Below are 16,099 nucleotides of genomic sequence, written 5' to 3'. Positions count from 1 at the left end.
CACCGACAGCCCCGCCCTGACGTCGTGTTACCCGCGGTTGCTACCCCCTGGTAAGCAAGCCCCCACCTACCGGCCGGTACCTTGTGCACGATGTAATCGCACCATCCTCTGGGGGAGGGCCCGCCGTGACCGAGGGCGACGCCGGAGTCGGCACTGTCGACACCCGTCCGACGAAGATCATGTACGTCGCCGAGGCGACCGCGCACGGTGGTCGGGACGGGTATGTGACCAGTCAGGACGGCCAGATCGAGCTGAAGGTGGCGATGCCGCCGGAGCTGGGCGGGGACGGGAACGGCACGAACCCGGAACAGCTGTTCGCGGCCGGCTACAGCTCCTGCTTCCACAACGCGCTGATCCTCGTCGGCAACCGGGCCGGCTACGACCTGACCGGCTCGACGGTCGCCGCGAAGGTGGGCATCGGGCCGAACAAGTCCAAGGGCTACGGCCTCGCGGTCGCCCTCAGCGTGTCGCTGCCCGTCCTCGACGCCGACCTCGCCGCGAAGCTGGTGGACGCTGCGCACGAGGTGTGCCCGTACTCGAACGCGACACGCGGCAACATCGACGTAACGATCCTCCTCGGCTAGCGGGACGCAGGAATCGCAGGCTGCGGGCGCGCGTTCTCCCCACAGTCGAAGGCGAGCCGAGAGGACGTACGGGCGTGGACGTGAACGGTGCGGTGGCCGAGGGCTTCGAGCCGGTCAGGGAGGCGTTCGTACGGAACTTCGAGGTGCTCGGGGACCGGGGTGCGGCGGTGGCCGTCTACCGGGACGGGCGCAAGGTCGTCGACCTGTGGGGCGGCAGCCGGGACGTGAACGGCGGCGCGCCCTGGGAGCGGGGCACCGCGCAGATCGTGCGGTCGGCTACCAAGGGCGTCGCCGCCGCCGTACTCCTGCTGCTGGGGCAGCGCGGGGAGCTGGATCTGGACGCGCCCGTGGGGGCGTACTGGCCCGAGTACAAGGCGGCCGGCAAGGAGTGGACGGTCGTACGGGATCTGCTCGCGCATCGCGCGGGGGTGCCCGTGCTGGACCGGCCGTTGACGCCCGCGGAGGCCGCCGACCCGGAGCTCGGTGCGGCGGCGGTGGCGGCTCAGGCGCCGGTGTGGGAGCCGGGGACGGACCACGGGTACCACGCGCAGACGTACAGCTGGCTGACCGGGGAGCTGGTGCGCAGGGTCACCGGGCGGACGATCGGCGCGTGGATCGCGGAGGAGATCGCCGGGCCGGTCGGGGCGCAGCTGTGGCTCGGGCTTCCGGCGGAGCAGGCCGCGCGCGTGGGACGGGTCGGGCAGGTCGAGGCGCCCGCGCAGGCCGGGGGGCTGAGGACGCGGCCCAAGCGGGCCGTCGCCGACGCGTACGCCGACCCCGCGTCCCTCACCCGGCGCGCGTTCGCCGCGATCACGCCGATGCCCGACGAGAACGACCCCGCCTACCGGGCCGCCGCGCTGCCCGCCTCCAACGGGATCGCCACGGCGGACGGCCTGGCCCGTTTCTACGCGTCGCTGATCGGTGAGGTGGACGGCGGCACGCGCCTCTTCACGCCGGAGACGGTGGAGCTGGCGCGGGGTGAGCGTTCGGCGGGGGCCGACCGTGTGCTCGTCGTGCACACCCGCTTCGGACTCGGCTACATGCTGCACGGCGCCGCGTCACCGCTGCTGTCCCCCACCTCCTTCGGCCACCCGGGCCGCGGCGGCGCCCTCGGCTTCGCCGACCCGGAGTCGGGCATCGCCTTCGGGTACGTGACCAACGGATTCCGCTCCGGCGTGACGGCGGACCCGCGGGCGCAGGCGTTGGTGCGGGCGGTGCGGACGGCGATCGCGGGCTGAACCGTCAGGCCGGCCCAGCCCACGATCAGGACCACCCGGGCCCAGGACCACCCGGGCCCAGGACCATCCGCGCCCTGGACCGGTCGCCCCCTGGACCAGTCGCGACCAAGACCAACCGCGACCAGGACCGCCCGCAGGCGCGAATCGGACGCGGATCCAGCCCCACGTCGGACAGCGATCAGATCTGCGTCAGGCGTGGATCAGACGTTGATCGGGCCGTACGTCGGACCTTGTCCGGCCATACGTCAGACGTGGATCGGGTGCGACGTACGCCCCGACGCCTCGTCGATCTCCGTGTGGGCCTTGGTGAGGAGTTGCATGGCGAGCTCGTTGAGTGCGCGGGCGCCCGCTATCTCCTCGCCCACCCGGGGCTGGTTGGCGTCGACGCGGTGGCGGCTGGCGTGCCCGTGGGCCCTGACTTCGGTCCCGTCGGGCAGGCGCAACAACGCCGCCGCGCGCGTGTGTGTGTCGTCCTCCTGGAACTCCATCTCGACATGCCATCCCACAGCGGTGTGCATCATGACGATCACCTCCGGAACATCTGATTCCAGGGTGCTCCTTCGAGCGTGCGGACGCACCCACTCGGGTGAAAGTCGTCGAGCCGCCGACGGCTTCGCCATCAGTCCTGCGGTACGTCGATGCCGAACTCCTCCTCCAGTGCGCGGCGGGCCTCCGGTCCCTGGTGGTGGGCTGCGGGCGGCCCGGCCGGTGATGGCCGGGATCCTGATTGCGGCGGCCTGCGACGGACGACTACCGTCGGCAGGGTGACTGCCGGGTCGGCCATGGGCCATGCACGAGTGGGGCTCCCGGCCTCGGCGTGAGCGCGAGGCGGGCGCGGGGCCCGCCGTGATCTCCGTGTTCCTCGATCACTTCCGCACAGGACACCGACACCCGGAGACATCCACACCCCATGCCTGCCCAGACGCCTCTCCCCCAGCTCAACCACACCGCCGTGTACGCCCGTGACCGGCAGCTCTCGGCCGAGTTCCTCGCCGCGATCCTGGGGCTGCCGGTCGGCGCGCCCTTCGGCCCCTTCCTGCCGGTCGACCTCGGCAACGGCGTCACCCTCGACTTCTACGAGATGCGGGACGAGCCGATCCAGTCCCAGCACTACGCGTTCCTCGTGCCGGAGGAGCAGTTCGACGCGATGATCGGCCGTCTGGAAGCCGTCGGCGTCACGTACTACGCCGATCCCAGCCACACCGAACCCGGCCGCGTCAACCGGCTGTTCGGCGGCCGGGGCGCGTACTTCGCCGACCCGGACGGCCACAACATGGAGATCATGACGCGGCCGTACGTCCGCCCGTAACCGCGCCACGAGATGGCCGCCCCTTCTCGCTCGACGACGGCGGTCAGCTCCCGCATCCCGCGATGTCGTCCTCACAGTCCTGTACGTCCTCGGCGGCGACGGTGCCGAGTCGCCAGAGGACGAGTCCGTCGACGTCCCGGGTCGGTGGGGCGATCCGGGCGGTGAAGGGGCCGCCGGCGGGGAGGTGGAACTGCTCCGCCTCCCGGCCGCCGCACTCCACCTCCCACTCACTCTCCGCCTCACCCCGTACCAGGGTCAGGGTGAGCGTGCGCGGCGTCGGGGTCTGGCAGGCGACGCCGAAGGTGTAGGGCCTCGCGCCCGGCGTCGTGAACGTCCTGTCCAGCCCCTCCCCCAGGGCTGCCGTGCCCGAGTCCTCGCGGGAGGCACTCCCGGCTTCGACCGCGTTCAGCGCACGCGTGGCCCGCTCCATCGCCTCCTCCTGGTCCTCCTTTCCGTCCCAGGTGGGGGCTGGTGACGCGGACCGGCTGTCCCTGTTCCCGGGGTCTTCCGGCTCCTGTCTCTCCTCCGTACAGGCCGCGCTCAGGAGGGCAGCGAGGGAGAGAAGAAGGGCGGGGGCGAGAGTGTGGCGTGCGGGCATGGGGCTCCCTCCGGTCGAGGTGCCTGTGTGACACCGCTTCTGGAGAGACGGCGACACGCTTTGGGAGGTGCCGTCGAGTGCCGCTGCGGCGCGGGGCACATGAGAGTCCCCACCGATGGCGCAGGGCCAGCCGTCGCCGCGTCGGGAACGCCGACCGAGATTCCGGCCTGTCGGAGCGCAGACGAGCCGACGTCGGCCGTGACCGGCGCGCGATGGAGGTCTGGCCGACGGTCACTTGCGGTTGATCGCTTGCCATATGGCCGCCGCAGCCGCCAACTGCGTGATCAGGAAGGCGACCTGCCCGGACAGGCCTTGCACCTGGTAGATCGATCTCAGCAGGCCGAAGCGTTTTGTCCAGTAGGGCCGTTCACGACGGAACGTGTCAGTGTCCACCCACATGCTCGTCAGAGTCAGCACGATGAGCATGAGGATGACGTTCAGAATCGCCATGCCCACTTCCTTGGGGCCGATGTGGGGGTTGAGCACGGCAACGACGAAGACGGGGGCAAGCCAGGCGAGGAACAGGTGCAACGCTCGCATAGGGCCGCGCCTGCCGGGCAGTACGCGCCACAATGCGCCAAGGACAAGTCCCGCACCGGCGAAGGAGATCTCCCGTGTCAGGAACGTCCCGATCGCATCCGGAATGCCCGTGGGATGGTCGAGTGTGAGCGCCCAGTGCTTGACACCCCACGCGTGCTCGTACGAGGCGGTGACCACGCTGGGGAGAATGCCGAAGATGGCGGCCCAGCGCGCGGCATTGAGGGCGTTCCCCCACCAGCGGGGCTGTGGCCCCCAGCTGAGGGCGACATCGACCACGGACACCGGGTCCGGCAGGCAGTCGTGGCGACATCCGGTGGGCCGCCAGCGGTGCAGCGAGTGGAGTTGCTCCTCCAGGCTGCTTCTCGTGGTTTCCTCTGCGCCTGCGTGATCAACCAGGCGAAGCCGGTGAAGTAGATCGCGGCAGCGGCGGGAGTCCTCCATCAGCTGATCGTGTTTCGCCGTGTCGCTCAGTTCCGCTACGACGCAAGGTGTCTCTGCTTTCCGGTCCACCCGGCTCAGCACGGACCATCGACGTCCCGCCTTCACCACGGCGTAGAGTGCGACCATATTCAGAGGCAGCCAGAGGCCGTACACCGCCGCAACGCTTCCAGCAAAGGGTGCTCTCCTCAGTGCCACCACGATAGCGAAGACGGCGGTCACCAGCAGCAGATCCGCCCCCTCCGGTCCCAGGGACGCCTCAGGTCCGGTCCGGGATTTGCTGTGGAGTAGCGCCACGAGTGCAATTCCGGCCAGTACCCACGTGTAGCCGTAAATCCACTGAGGACCCATGGACGCGAAGTCCGCGAGTTGTCGACTGAGGGCGGTCCTGTAATCGATGCCGAAGACAGAGCCGGCGTCTCCCATCCAGTCGGCGCGTCCCCACTTCAAGTCGAACGAGACCGCACGGCACGCCACCACCACGGCCGCGAGGACGGCCAGGGCGGCTCCGACCGCGACGATATGGCGAAGGAGACGAGTGGATCGGCTTCCGCCTGAGGACTCGGGCTGCTCAGATTCGCCGTCACTCGAGGTTGCGCCGATCTTTCCTTCTCGTGCGAAACGCCACGCCCAAGCAGCGATCGCGGTCAGCCACAACCAGAGTATGGAGAGGTCCAACAGGGCCAGGCCGACAATTCCTGGAGTCGACGGCGGGGCTTTCGGTATCAGATTGGCCGGGAGGCCGAAGAGGTGGGGGGCCAGGATCACCAGCAGACCGATCGCTGCCGCTGCCCCCGCGGAAGTAGCGACTACCACCTTGCGGTTCTTCAGGCTTCTGTCATCGCCGTCGGAGCCCTGCTTCAACGGAAGCCACGGCCGCGCGAGGAGCACGAGGGTGAAACCCGACGAGATGCCGATGAACGCACGCCAACAGGTCACGCTCGGAGTGGGACGAAGCAGCAGCAGCAGTGTCAGGCCGAGGGCTGCACTCACCCCCGCCCACTGCAAAGCCGTGTTGGCCAGATCGGTCTTCCTGCGGAGCGGCCATGCTGATGCGGCGATCACGACCGAGGCGGAGATCCACCAGGAGACGACACCCAGCTTGCTGATCAAGGAAGTGCGGCCCTGCGTGGCAAGATATCGCGGCGGCGCCATGGTGACGTAAATCGCCTTGTCGAATTCCGGATCGTATCCGCTCCACACCCTGCTGCCTTTTTCGGCGATCGACACTTCGGGCGCATCAGGCGTATCGGGTGTGTCGCTGATTTGCAGGCCGCCTGGATGGACCTCGATCCGCTGCCACGTGGATTTGACGAGGGCGCTCGGCGGATGGAGGGTGATTTTCCAGTCGCCGGACCTGACCTCGACCGTCCAGGGACCCACCTCGAACATGCCCGTCTCGCGGATCAGATTCCATGATTCATACTTCACTACGACCGCATCTTTTTGCGTGGACGATTGGCCGCTGGTCGATGGCCACTCCGGATGCCACGTGTTGATATTCTGTGTTGCATTTTTGCCGAGTAGCAGACAGTGCAGGGCTAGACGGTAGTTGGGGGTATCCGGACTGAGTGTCAGATCGTCTGCGCCAGCACCCTTTCGCTTGGGCACCGTGATGGTTGTTATCTGCAGCACTTCGACGTATGCGGGATTTTTTCGACTGAAGGAAAGCTCGGCAGCGACATTTATCTTCTGCGACTCTTCGAATGTCGGGCACTTTTTTGTATCGACAGCGTGCGCCTGAACCGGCAATATTGCCCAGCACCCGAGCGTGGCGATGGCGACCAGGAGCCACCGCCACGCGCGGGACGTCATTTCCGCGGCGGACATCCGCTGTAGGGGTCGCACACGAGGACGACCTCGTAGGGGTCGTCGGTGAACTCGACGCGGCGTGAGTGGTCAACGCCGGGGAGAAACCGCCACTGGGTGGGCTTGCTGTGCTTGGTCCGACTCTTCTTCTCCACGCGGGTGTGAAGGGTGCGCGTCTCCGCGTCGGTCGTCTCGGTCAGAATCTCGCCCTCGGCCAGGGGGAAGTGGTCGTGCAGCAGGCACAGGCCGAAGCGGTCGAGGTTGCCGTGCCTTTCCAGGACCGCGACCAGTTCCTGGACGAATACCGCGTCCCGCGGTCCGAGAGGTTCGGCCTCCTCGAACCGCGGAAGACTCGGCCTCGGGGTCTCTTTGTGAGTGCTCACCACGACCTCCATGAATTACCGAGGGGATTCACGCCATCACCGTAAGTGTTCACAGAGTGTGCTGCCACCCGACGCGGACCAGCGCCGCGTCAGCTTCTCGCCACCGACGTCGCGGCCGTCCCGAACAGGTGCTGCGTGGAGGCGTCAGTGGACCAGTAACGGGTGATCGCGATGCAGCACGGCGAGCAGGGGATCGCCGTGCGCCCAGCCGTCAGAGGCTGGAGAGCAGGTCGTCGAGTGGGGGCGGGACGTGGTCGGGGGTGAGGGCCTCGACGAGGACGCGGCCGTAGTGGATCTTGCGGCCCTTCTTCGTGCCGAGGAAGCGTCTGAACTGCCGTTGTGGGGTGCGGCCCTGCTGTGCGGGCTGGCGCAGGAAGGTGTGCAGGGCGCGCAGGTCGCCTTCCGCCCGGACGAGCTCCTCCACCCGTGTCACGCCCAGCGCGCGGATGAGCTCCTCCTCCAGGTCCGCCGCGCAGACGAAGAAGTCCTGCTGTGCCGCTCCGGCCCGTTCGAAGCCGCGGGCGTAGTAGGGGCGCTCCGCCTCGTCGCACAGTCCTGTGAGGCGCAGGCCCAGGCCGGGAGCGCCGAGGAGTCCGGCGTAGCGCCCGACGCTCATCGCGCCGCCGATCGGCAGGACGCAGACCCCTTCGGACGCCAGGTTCCGGCCGCGGCTCTGCGCCAGGGCGTTGACCGCCGCGACGTCGCTCGGCCCTTCGAGCAGGACGGCCGTCCGAACGTGCAGCCGCGCGGCCAGCTCGTGCGCGGGGTCGCCGGGACCGCCCGCCGCCCACGCGGTGACCGCGTCCCGGAACGCCCCCATGTCAGTCATGAGACGAGTCTCAGCCCGTTCCGGCCCCCGCGCGAGGGAATTTCCGCCGGTGCGTCGATCCGCGGTGAGCTCCGCGGCGAGCAGTCGGGCCCGAGGCTGCCGCCCTGCCGGCCCCGCCGGTGCTGCCGGTCCTGCCCGCCCCACCCGTCCTGCCGGCCCCGCCGGTGCTGCCCGCCCCGCCCGTCCCGCCCGTCCTGCCCGTCCTGCCCGCCTGCCCGTCCCTCGGTGCGCCACGGCATGTGCGCCCCCCGACTCAGCTCAACCCGCGTGCAGCATCAGCCCGATGCCGGCCACGAGGAGCGCCGCGGCCGCGATGCGCGGTGCTCCGAACCGCTCCTTGAAGAACACCGCTCCGATCGCCGCGCCCACGATGATCGACGACTCCCGCAGCGCGGCGATCGGGGCCAGTTCGGCGCGGGTCTGGGCCCACAGGACGAGGGCGTAGGCGGCGACGGACAGGGCGGCGCCGAGCAGGCCCAGGGTGGCGAATGGGCGGAGGACGGTGAGGGTTTCGCCGCGCCAGCGGGTGAACGCGTACGCCGGGAGGACGGTCCCCTGGACGGTCATGAGCCAGGCGATGTAGCCGAGGGAGGTGCCGGAGGCGCGGACGCCGAGGCCGTCGACGACGGTGTACGCGGCGATGGTCAGGCCGGTCGCGAGGGCCGCGCCGATCGCCGCCCAGTCGGGGCGGTGTCCGCGCAGGCCCCACAGGGCCACGCCCGTCAGGCCCGCGCAGGACAGCGCGATGCCCGCCGCCGCCCAGCCGTCGGGCACCTCGTGCGCGAAGACGGCGGCGAGGACCGTGACGACGAGGGGCGCCGAGCCGCGCGCGATCGGGTACGCCTGGCCGAAGTCGCCCAGCCGGAACGACCGCATCAGCAGCGCGTAGTACGCGATGTGGATCACGGCGGAGGCCAACAGGTACGGCCACGCCCCCGCCGCCGGGAACTCCGTGAACGGGACGATCGCCAGGCCGATGAGCAGGCCGCCGCCCGAGATCAGGGCGAAGCCGGTGAGTTTGTCGGTGATGCGGTGGGCGATCGCGTTCCACGCGGCGTGCGTGACCGCGGCGAGCAGGACGGCCGTGGTGACCAGCGGCGTCACGAAGCGCGCTCGCGCACGTCCACGAGGGTGGCGCCGGCGTGTTCGACCAGTTCCTTCGGCGCCATGGGGAAGACGGTGTGCGGGGTGCCCGCGGCGGCCCAGACGACGTCGTGCGCGAGGAGGCCGCGGTCGGCGAGGACCCGGGTGCGGGTGCGGTGTCCGAAGGGGGGTACGCCGCCGATCGCGTACCCCGTCGTCTCCCGTACGACGTCGGCGGCGGCCCGCGTCACCTTCTCCGCGCCGAGTTCCTTGCGGACCAGGCCGACGTCGACCCTGGACGCCCCGTCCATCAGCACCAGCACCGGAACCCCGTCCGCCGCGAAGATCAGCGACTTGCAGATCTGGCTCAGCTCACACCCGATCGCGGCGGCCGCCTCGGCCGCGGTACGCGTCGCGTCGGGGAAGCGGCGGATGCGGGGGTGCAGGTCGTCGAGGCCCAGCTCGTGCAGGGCTTCCGCGAAACGGGGGTGGGCGTGTGCTCCGGGCGTCGTCATGGACAGGGACGGTAGCGGTGCGTGTAGGGGGCAGGCGAGTGGGTTATGGGAGCGCGGGTGGCGTACGTCACATTCAGCCGTGTCACACCTCGCCGGGCCGTGCCGTCAAGGAGGTGTAGTCACCGAACAACGCCGAAGGAGACCGTCATGGAAGCCCGCCTGAACCTCTTCGCCAGCCCGCTCGCCACCAAGCTCGTCAAGCACTTCGTCTCGGCCGGCAAGGTGATCTCGGACTCTGCGCTGCCCGCCGCGACCCGCGACCTCGTGCTGCTCCGCGCCAGTCAGATCAACGGCTGCGCCTACTGCACCGACATGCACACCAAGGACGCCGCGCACGCCGGGGAGACCGCTCAGCGCCTCCACCTGGTCGCCGCCTGGCGCGAGGCGACGGTGTTCACGGACGCCGAGCGCGCCGCCCTGGAGCTGACCGAGCAGGGCACCCGTATCGCCGACGCGGCCGGCGGCGTCACGGACGAGGCCTGGGCGAACGCCGCCAAGCACTACGACGAGGAGCAGCTCGCCGCCCTGGTCTCGACCATCGCCGTCATCAACGCCTTCAACCGCCTGAACGTCATCGTCCAGCAGCCCGCCGGCGACTACCAGCCCGGCCAGTTCGGATGACGATCCGTCACTTTCCGGCGTAGGTGAGGAAGTCGGCCCAAGCGCTGGGAGAGACGGTGAGTACGCCGTGGGCGGGGTTCTTGGAGTCGCGGATGTGGATGATGGCGGGGGCTGTGGCGACTTCGACACAGTCGTTGATGTCACTGCTGTCGCTGTAGCTGCTCTTGAACCAGTGGAGTTCCGTGGCGCTCATAGTCTCCCCAGCGCTTGCTCGATGAAGGCCAGCGACTCCCTGGGCGGGAGCGCCTGGGCCCGGATCATGCCATATCGCAATTCCAGGATACGGAGATCCTTCGGGTTGGAGACAGGGCGGCCGTTGAACGCACCCGAGCACCGGCCGATACCCGTGCCGTCGGCGAACTTCAGCACGTGGATCAGGCCATGGTGCACTCCAGCGTGCTCCTCACGTTCGGTTGGCATGACCTGAAGGGTGACGTTCCTCAACTTACCCAGCTCCAGCAGGTGTTCGAGTTGCCGGGCCAAGACCGCTTTCCCACCAAGGGGCCGTTCCAGCGTCACCTGTTCCTGGACGAAGCTGAGTGTGGGGGCGGGCTCGCGCTCGAAGATCGCCTTTCGCGCCATGCGGGCAGCGGTTCCCCGTTCGACCTCGTCCGGCGAATACGCGGGCTGTGCCATCTCGAACAGCGCCCGCGCGTATTCGGGTGTCTGCAACAGCCCTTGGATGTTGTGGTTGTTGTAGACGAGAATCTCGACGGCCCGATCCTCCAGCGCCTTCAGTTCTCGCACCTTCTTCGGATACCGGGCCTTCCTCATGTCCTCCATGAATGCTTTGAGGTGCCCCTGCGCCTTGAGGACCTGGTCCGCTCGCTCCAAGAACTCGGGGCGGGGAATGCGCACTCCGCGCTCCATCTTGCGGACCATGTCCTCGCCGTATCCCATGATCTCCGCCATGTCGGCCGGTCGCATCCCTGCCGCCTCACGACAGACCTTGAGCAGGCGCCCCACCGCCTGGACAACCGGTTCGATCTCGTCCCCCGGTTCGAGATCCCAACCGGCGTCGTCCACACCTTCGTTCATAGCCACCTCCAACGCGCTCCCGTACCCGTACGGCACGCCGGACAGCTGAGACAACCCGAGACAGATCCCGGACAGTCACGCTACGCACAGGCGTCACCGCTCACTCAAGTGCACAACAGCAGCCACGCTGAGTGACATGAATCAAGGAACGCGTGCCCCTGAAAACCATCTCGGCTCCCCCTTCCGCAGCTTCACCGTCCTGCTGTCCCCCACCCCTCGCGGCGCCCGTCTGGCGCGGCTGCTCGCGACCGAGCAACTGCGGGAGTGGGGGCTGCCATTGGACACCGCGCCGCAGGTCGTGGCCGAGTTGGCGGCGAACGCGGCGACCCACGGGCGGGTTGCGGGGCGGGACTTCCGGCTGACGCTCCACGTCATCGCGGACACCCTCCGCATCGAGGTCACGGACACGCGCGGCGACCGGCTGCCGCAGCTCCGCCGTCCCTGCGCCGACTCGGACTCCGGCAGAGGGCTCCTCCTCGTGGCGGCCCTGGCCCACCGGTGGGGTGTCGTACCGGAGCCGTCTCCACGCAAGACGGTGTGGGCGGAGGTGCTGTGCGGGCCGGGGCGGCACGGGACATAGCCGAGCGGCGCGCCCAGCCCGGGAGGTGGGGCTGGACGCGCCGCTCGGCTATGCGGGCTCAGTGTCAGTGGCGGTCGCCGCCGTGGTGACGGTCGCCGCCGTGGTGACGGTCCCCGTCCCGGTGACGGTCGCCGTCGTGACGGCGGTCCCCGTCGTGACGGCGGTCGTCGTCGTGGCGGCGGTCGTCGTCGTGACGGCGGTCGCCCCAGGAGGCCGCGTCGACGAGCCGGTGGCGGTCGTTGCGCAGGGTGGCGGTGCCGGAGTGGTTGTCCCACACGTGGCGGTGGCGGTCCTGGTACAGGTGGCCGCGGGTGTCGCGGCCCTCGCCGGTGTGGATGCGGACGGTGGCGCGGGCGGCCAGCCGGTAGCCCTCGAAGGTGTACCTGTCGCCGTCCTCGTCCGACAGCGTCCACCCGTCCAGGTTGACCGCGTGGCGGGTGGTGTTGGTCAGCTCGACCCACTCCTTGTTCAGGGAGTCGTTGGAGCGGGTGTCACGGCCCGGCGCGTCGTACTGGACGGCGCTGATCTCCACCTGGGGCCGGTGGTCCGGACGCGGGTGGCCGGCGGCGGACGCCGGCAGCGCCACCGCGCCGATCACAGCGGCGGCCGCGAGCGAGGCGACGGCCAGACGGCGGGCGGAAACAAGGGAAACGGACACAAGGTCTCCTTGCGTGGTGCGTCGGTTCGCGACCAGTCGGCCGCAGGACCACACCTGACCACCCGACACGGCACGTTCGCCGCATCCGCGCCCTCTGTTACAGATCCTTCACATAGCGGTGACCTTCACATGTAATGTCCATTGATGCGCCGAATGCGCGAGGGGGCCGCCGCACCGCCCCGCGCGGCCCCCGCCGACCGGGGTCCTCACCCGAAAGTGGGTCACAGACGACGGCGACCCGGGCAGCTCAGCAGGTCATACGAGCATTCGGCGCGGGATTGCTGCATCCGGGTGGACCCTCCCGTCGTCCGGAACCGGCCTCGCCCGCGGTGAAGTCCCTCCGCACAACGCAGAGTTCGGGCACCCCGTGCCCGAACACCCCGTGCATGAGAGGAAGGAGCCTGACCATGGCCCACAGCACCCTGATCGGCCGGCAGTCCCGGGCGCACGACGACTTCCTGCTGCCGCCGCCCAACCCCGCCCAGCGTGTCGACGTCGCGCTCGACCCGCGTGACGTCCGCCGCCTGGAGATCCACGCCGCGCTCACCATCGCCGGCATCGCGCCCATGCCGGGCGACCTCGAGGCCATCGACCACCTCAGCTCCCTCCCGCACAGCGTCCACACCGCGCTGCACCGCTGGCTCACCGCGTCGTAGCGGGAGGGAAACGGGAAGGAAAGAGGCCGGTGAGGGCGCCCCGTCCCCACGGAGCCCTCACCGGCCGTCCTTCGGCTGCGCCCGATCGGCGCAGCGTCACACGCGGACCAGTTCGCGGTCCTCGTCCGGGTCAGTGTCCTTCGAGTCGGCGTGGGCCTTGAGCCCCTCGCCCTCGACGTCCACGTTGGGCAGGGCCCGGTCCAGCCACTTCGGGAGCCACCAGGCCTTCTTGCCGAGCAGGGCCAGCACCGCCGGGACGATGGCCATGCGCACGATGAAGGCGTCGAAGAAGACGGCGATGGCGAGGCCGAAGCCGATCATCTTGATCATCGACTCGCTGGAGCCGATGAAGCCGGAGAAGACCGCGATCATGATGACCGCCGCGGCCGCGACGACCCGGGCGCTGTACTTGAAGCCGGTCACGATGGCCTGGCTCGGGTTCTCGCCGTGGACGTACGCCTCGCGCATCCGGGTCACGAGGAACACCTCGTAGTCCATCGCCAGGCCGAAGACCACGCCGACCATGAAGATCGGCATCATCGACATGATCGGGCCGGTCTCCTCGACGCCGATGAGCCCCGCCAGCCAGCCCCACTGGAAGACCGCGACCACGGCGCCGAGCGCGGCCAGCACGCTGAGCAGGAAGCCGAGGGCGGCCTTCAGCGGTACCAGGATCGAGCGGAAGACGACGATCAGCAGGAGGAAGGCGAGGCCCACCACCAGGGCGAGGTACGGGACCAGCGCGTCGGTGAGCTTCTGCGAGAAGTCGATGTTCATCGCGGTGGTGCCGGTGACCAGCACCTTCGCGTCGGTGTCGGCCGTCACGCCGGCGCCCGCGTCACGGATGGCGTGCACCAGGTCCTCGGTCTGCGTCGAGGACGGCTTCGAGTCGGGGATCACCGTGATCACCGCGGTGTCGCCGGCCTTGTTGAACCGCGCGGGGGTCACCGTCACGACGTCCTTGAGATCCTTGACCTCGTCGGTCACCGCGGTGGCCGCGTCCTGCGGGGACGCGCTGTGCTCGGCGTCCACGACGACCATCAGGGGGCCGTTGAAGCCGGGGCCGAAGCCCTCGGACAGCAGGTCGTACGCCCGGCGCTGCGTGGTGGACGTCGGCTGCGAGCCGTCGTCGGGCAGGCCCAGCTCCAGCTTGGTGGCCGGGAGGGCGATCGTGCCCAGGCCGACCACGCCGAGCAGCAGCACGGCCAGCGGACGGCGGACGACGAAGCTCGCCCAGCGGGTGCCCAGGTTGGGCTTGGCCGCCTGCTCGGCGGACTCGCTGTCAGCGGACTCGCTCTCACCGGACTTCGCCCTGCCGCGTCCGCGCAGCCTGCCCTTCGCGCCGGCCGGGCGGATCCTGCGGCCCGCGTAGCCGAGCAGTGCCGGGATCATGGTGAGGGCGATGAGGACGGCGACGACGACCGTGCCCGCCGCCGCGAGACCCATCTTGGTCAGCATCGGGACGTTGACGACCGCGAGACCGGCCAGCGCGATCACGACCGTGAGCCCCGCGAAGACCACCGCCGAGCCGGCGGTGCCGACGGCGCGGCCGACCGCTTCCTCGCGGTCACGGCCCTCGGCCAGTTCGGACCGGTAGCGGGAGACGATGAACAGCGCGTAGTCGATGCCGACCGCGAGGCCGATCATCAGGGCGAGGGTGGCGGTGGAGTCGCCCAGGTCGAGGGCGCTCGCGAGGGCCGTGATGGTGGAGACGCCGATGCCGACGCCGATGATCGCCGTCAGCAGCGGCAGCCCGGCCGCGACGAGCGAGCCCAGCGTGAGGACGAGGACGACCGCGGCGATCGCGAGGCCGATGATCTCGCCGATGGCCGCCTGCTCGGGCTCGGCCTGCAGCGCGTCACCGCCCATCTCGACGGTCAGCCCGGCCTCCTCGGCCTTCTCCGCGGTGGCCTCCAGGGCCTCCTTGGAGGAGTCCTTCAGCTCCATGGCCGGGACCTTGTACGACACCGAGGCGTAGGCGACCGTTCCGTCCCTGCTGACCGCGTCGGTGGTGAACGGGTCGGTGACGGAGACGACTTCGGAGCCGTCGCCCAGTTCCTTGACGGTCTTCGCGACGGCCGCCTTGTTGGCGGCGTCGGTCATCTTCTCGCCGTCGGGCGCCTTGAAGACGACACGCGCGGTGGCACCGTCCGCGCTGGAGCCGGGGAAGCGCTGTTCAAGCAGGTCGAAGGCCTTCTGGGCCTCGACGCCGGGGATCGAGAAGGAGCTCGAGCCGGCGGCGGGCGCGGAGGCGGCGCCGACGCCGGCGAGCGTCAGCAGCGCCACCCACAGCAGGGCGACGAAGTGCCGTCGCCGGAAGGCGAGGCGGCCGAGTTTGTAGAGGAACGTGGCCACGGAGGCGTACTCCCGGTCAGGTCGTGGGGTGTAGGGGCCGGTGCCGGAACCCCGGCGGGGGTTGCGGTACAGGCACCCAGGGGCAGGGGTGATCGACCCGGCGGCCCGGGGAGGGGCAGGGGTGATCGGCCCGACGACGTGAGCGGTGACGTCAGGATGGGCGGACCGTGGGGACGGCCGGATGGTTCAGGAAGGGTGTTTCAGAGGGGTGTTTCAGAGGGGTGTTTCAGGAGGTGGAGACGCCGAGGGCGGGGAGGACGACGGCGTCGATGTACGAAAGGAGGAAGTCCTGCGTCGGCGGCTTCTCGTCGATCATCGTGCGGGCGGCGAACCCGCCGATCATCATGTGCATCATGTAGTCGATCGCCGGGTTGTCCGCTCGGACCTCACCCCGGTCGATCGCCCGTTGCACCACGCGACGGAACTCCGCCATCTCCGGCTCGATCAGATGCGCCCGGAACGCCTTCAGCAGGTCCGGGTTGCCGTGGATCGCCATGGCAAGCCCCCGCATCAGCGCGGAGTTCTGCTCCATCTCGCAGTCGTCCGACTTCAGCGTGAGGGCGTGCAGATCACCCTTGAGCGACCCGGTGTCGATCTCGCCGAGGCCGACACCGCCCGGCTTGTTGGACCGCACCGCCTTCGCCACCAGCTCGGCCTTGCCGCCCCACTGGCGGTAGAGCGTCGCCTTGCTGGACTTCGTCCGGGCGGCCACGGCGTCCATGGTGAGGGCGTCGTAGCCGACCTCCCGGAGCAGGTCGAGCACGGCCGCGTACAGCTCGGCCTCCCGCTCGGGGGTGATCCGGGAGCGACGTGCCGTCGCGACCTCGGTCATCTGGCTCACCTTCCCACTCCGAACGACACGGTT

General features: G+C 69.7%; 18 protein-coding genes. 6 read left to right on the top strand and 12 right to left on the bottom strand.

The window, feature by feature from the left end:
* Positions 1-179 precede the first annotated feature (179 nt).
* Entirely contained in the window at positions 180-584 is a 405-nt protein-coding gene (locus ACPT94_RS07555; protein ID WP_425245501.1) for an organic hydroperoxide resistance protein, read from the top strand.
* 74 nt (positions 585-658) lie between these two features.
* Positions 659-1,822, top strand: coding sequence for a serine hydrolase domain-containing protein (locus ACPT94_RS07550; RefSeq protein WP_425245465.1), 1,164 nt, complete (start codon positions 659-661; stop codon positions 1,820-1,822).
* A gap of 245 nt (positions 1,823-2,067) precedes the next feature.
* On the opposite strand, the gene ACPT94_RS07545 is transcribed toward ACPT94_RS07550, so the two are convergent.
* On the bottom strand, positions 2,068-2,343 hold the full coding sequence (locus ACPT94_RS07545; RefSeq protein ID WP_360336614.1) for a DUF1876 domain-containing protein: 276 nt from the start codon (positions 2,341-2,343) through the stop codon (positions 2,068-2,070).
* Between the two features lie 389 nt (positions 2,344-2,732).
* On the opposite strand from ACPT94_RS07545, the gene ACPT94_RS07540 reads away from it, so the two are divergent.
* Positions 2,733-3,131, top strand: a complete 399-nt coding sequence (locus ACPT94_RS07540) for a VOC family protein (RefSeq protein ID WP_425245464.1) — start codon at positions 2,733-2,735, stop codon at positions 3,129-3,131.
* Between the two features lie 43 nt (positions 3,132-3,174).
* Here ACPT94_RS07540 and ACPT94_RS07535 read toward each other — a convergent pair whose 3' ends face one another.
* From ACPT94_RS07535 to ACPT94_RS07510, 6 genes are all read right to left on the bottom strand, one after another.
* Positions 3,175-3,729 (bottom strand): hypothetical protein, encoded by a 555-nt coding sequence (locus ACPT94_RS07535; RefSeq protein ID WP_425245463.1) that lies wholly within the window; start codon positions 3,727-3,729, stop codon positions 3,175-3,177.
* A gap of 231 nt (positions 3,730-3,960) precedes the next feature.
* Positions 3,961-6,537 (bottom strand): DUF6185 family protein, encoded by a 2,577-nt coding sequence (locus ACPT94_RS07530; protein ID WP_425245462.1) that lies wholly within the window; start codon positions 6,535-6,537, stop codon positions 3,961-3,963.
* Positions 6,519-6,899: a hypothetical protein gene (locus tag ACPT94_RS07525; RefSeq protein WP_425245461.1), complete on the bottom strand. Its 381-nt coding sequence runs from the start codon at positions 6,897-6,899 to the stop codon at positions 6,519-6,521. Before ACPT94_RS07525 ends, ACPT94_RS07530 begins: the two co-directional genes overlap by 19 nt.
* 211 nt (positions 6,900-7,110) lie before the next feature.
* On the bottom strand, positions 7,111-7,728 hold the full coding sequence (locus tag ACPT94_RS07520; RefSeq protein WP_425245460.1) for a TOPRIM nucleotidyl transferase/hydrolase domain-containing protein: 618 nt from the start codon (positions 7,726-7,728) through the stop codon (positions 7,111-7,113).
* Between the two features lie 258 nt (positions 7,729-7,986).
* Positions 7,987-8,832 carry an EamA family transporter gene (locus ACPT94_RS07515; protein ID WP_360336606.1) on the bottom strand — a complete coding sequence of 282 codons (846 nt, stop codon included), beginning with the start codon at positions 8,830-8,832 and terminating at the stop codon, positions 7,987-7,989.
* Entirely contained in the window at positions 8,829-9,326 is a 498-nt protein-coding gene (locus ACPT94_RS07510) for a YbaK/EbsC family protein (protein WP_425245459.1), read from the bottom strand. Before ACPT94_RS07510 ends, ACPT94_RS07515 begins: the two co-directional genes overlap by 4 nt.
* A gap of 147 nt (positions 9,327-9,473) precedes the next feature.
* Here ACPT94_RS07510 and ACPT94_RS07505 point away from each other — a divergent pair, with 147 nt between their 5' ends.
* Complete coding sequence (locus ACPT94_RS07505; protein ID WP_360336602.1) at positions 9,474-9,947, top strand: carboxymuconolactone decarboxylase family protein; 474 nt, start codon at positions 9,474-9,476, stop codon at positions 9,945-9,947.
* 7 nt (positions 9,948-9,954) lie between these two features.
* Here ACPT94_RS07505 and ACPT94_RS07500 read toward each other — a convergent pair whose 3' ends face one another.
* Positions 9,955-10,140, bottom strand: coding sequence for a DUF397 domain-containing protein (locus ACPT94_RS07500; protein ID WP_360336601.1), 186 nt, complete (start codon positions 10,138-10,140; stop codon positions 9,955-9,957).
* On the bottom strand, positions 10,137-10,985 hold the full coding sequence (locus ACPT94_RS07495; protein ID WP_425245458.1) for a helix-turn-helix domain-containing protein: 849 nt from the start codon (positions 10,983-10,985) through the stop codon (positions 10,137-10,139). The genes ACPT94_RS07500 and ACPT94_RS07495 overlap by 4 nt, the downstream gene beginning before the upstream one ends.
* Positions 10,986-11,121: 136 nt before the next feature.
* Here ACPT94_RS07495 and ACPT94_RS07490 point away from each other — a divergent pair, with 136 nt between their 5' ends.
* On the top strand, positions 11,122-11,565 hold the full coding sequence (locus ACPT94_RS07490; RefSeq protein ID WP_360336597.1) for an ATP-binding protein: 444 nt from the start codon (positions 11,122-11,124) through the stop codon (positions 11,563-11,565).
* Positions 11,566-11,629: 64 nt separating this feature from the next.
* On the opposite strand, the gene ACPT94_RS07485 is transcribed toward ACPT94_RS07490, so the two are convergent.
* Positions 11,630-12,223: a lamin tail domain-containing protein gene (locus ACPT94_RS07485; protein ID WP_360336595.1), complete on the bottom strand. Its 594-nt coding sequence runs from the start codon at positions 12,221-12,223 to the stop codon at positions 11,630-11,632.
* 407 nt (positions 12,224-12,630) lie between these two features.
* On the opposite strand from ACPT94_RS07485, the gene ACPT94_RS07480 reads away from it, so the two are divergent.
* Positions 12,631-12,879, top strand: a complete 249-nt coding sequence (locus ACPT94_RS07480) for a hypothetical protein (protein ID WP_360336593.1) — start codon at positions 12,631-12,633, stop codon at positions 12,877-12,879.
* A 96-nt stretch (positions 12,880-12,975) separates the two neighbouring features.
* On the opposite strand, the gene ACPT94_RS07475 is transcribed toward ACPT94_RS07480, so the two are convergent.
* Positions 12,976-15,234 (bottom strand): MMPL family transporter, encoded by a 2,259-nt coding sequence (locus ACPT94_RS07475; RefSeq protein WP_425245457.1) that lies wholly within the window; start codon positions 15,232-15,234, stop codon positions 12,976-12,978.
* 226 nt (positions 15,235-15,460) lie between these two features.
* Positions 15,461-16,066 (bottom strand): TetR/AcrR family transcriptional regulator, encoded by a 606-nt coding sequence (locus ACPT94_RS07470; RefSeq protein ID WP_360336589.1) that lies wholly within the window; start codon positions 16,064-16,066, stop codon positions 15,461-15,463.
* Positions 16,067-16,099 lie beyond the last annotated feature (33 nt).

Source organism: Streptomyces aurantiaciflavus, from assembly GCF_049808595.1.
Classification (GTDB): domain Bacteria; phylum Actinomycetota; class Actinomycetes; order Streptomycetales; family Streptomycetaceae; genus Streptomyces.
Note: the sequence above shows the minus strand (reverse complement) of the source record. Positions and strands in the feature narration are given on the sequence as shown.

Coding starts and splice junctions, on each gene's coding strand:
- ACPT94_RS07555 (WP_425245501.1), top strand. CDS start 180: ATGTACGTCGCCGAGGCGACCGCGCACGGTGGTCGGGACGGGTATGTG.
- ACPT94_RS07490 (WP_360336597.1), top strand. CDS start 11,122: ATGAATCAAGGAACGCGTGCCCCTGAAAACCATCTCGGCTCCCCCTTC.
- ACPT94_RS07545 (WP_360336614.1), bottom strand. CDS start 2,343: ATGATGCACACCGCTGTGGGATGGCATGTCGAGATGGAGTTCCAGGAG.
- ACPT94_RS07520 (WP_425245460.1), bottom strand. CDS start 7,728: ATGACTGACATGGGGGCGTTCCGGGACGCGGTCACCGCGTGGGCGGCG.
- ACPT94_RS07495 (WP_425245458.1), bottom strand. CDS start 10,985: ATGAACGAAGGTGTGGACGACGCCGGTTGGGATCTCGAACCGGGGGAC.
- ACPT94_RS07535 (WP_425245463.1), bottom strand. CDS start 3,729: ATGCCCGCACGCCACACTCTCGCCCCCGCCCTTCTTCTCTCCCTCGCT.
- ACPT94_RS07530 (WP_425245462.1), bottom strand. CDS start 6,537: ATGTCCGCCGCGGAAATGACGTCCCGCGCGTGGCGGTGGCTCCTGGTC.
- ACPT94_RS07505 (WP_360336602.1), top strand. CDS start 9,474: ATGGAAGCCCGCCTGAACCTCTTCGCCAGCCCGCTCGCCACCAAGCTC.
- ACPT94_RS07470 (WP_360336589.1), bottom strand. CDS start 16,066: ATGACCGAGGTCGCGACGGCACGTCGCTCCCGGATCACCCCCGAGCGG.
- ACPT94_RS07510 (WP_425245459.1), bottom strand. CDS start 9,326: ATGACGACGCCCGGAGCACACGCCCACCCCCGTTTCGCGGAAGCCCTG.
- ACPT94_RS07480 (WP_360336593.1), top strand. CDS start 12,631: ATGGCCCACAGCACCCTGATCGGCCGGCAGTCCCGGGCGCACGACGAC.
- ACPT94_RS07500 (WP_360336601.1), bottom strand. CDS start 10,140: ATGAGCGCCACGGAACTCCACTGGTTCAAGAGCAGCTACAGCGACAGC.
- ACPT94_RS07540 (WP_425245464.1), top strand. CDS start 2,733: ATGCCTGCCCAGACGCCTCTCCCCCAGCTCAACCACACCGCCGTGTAC.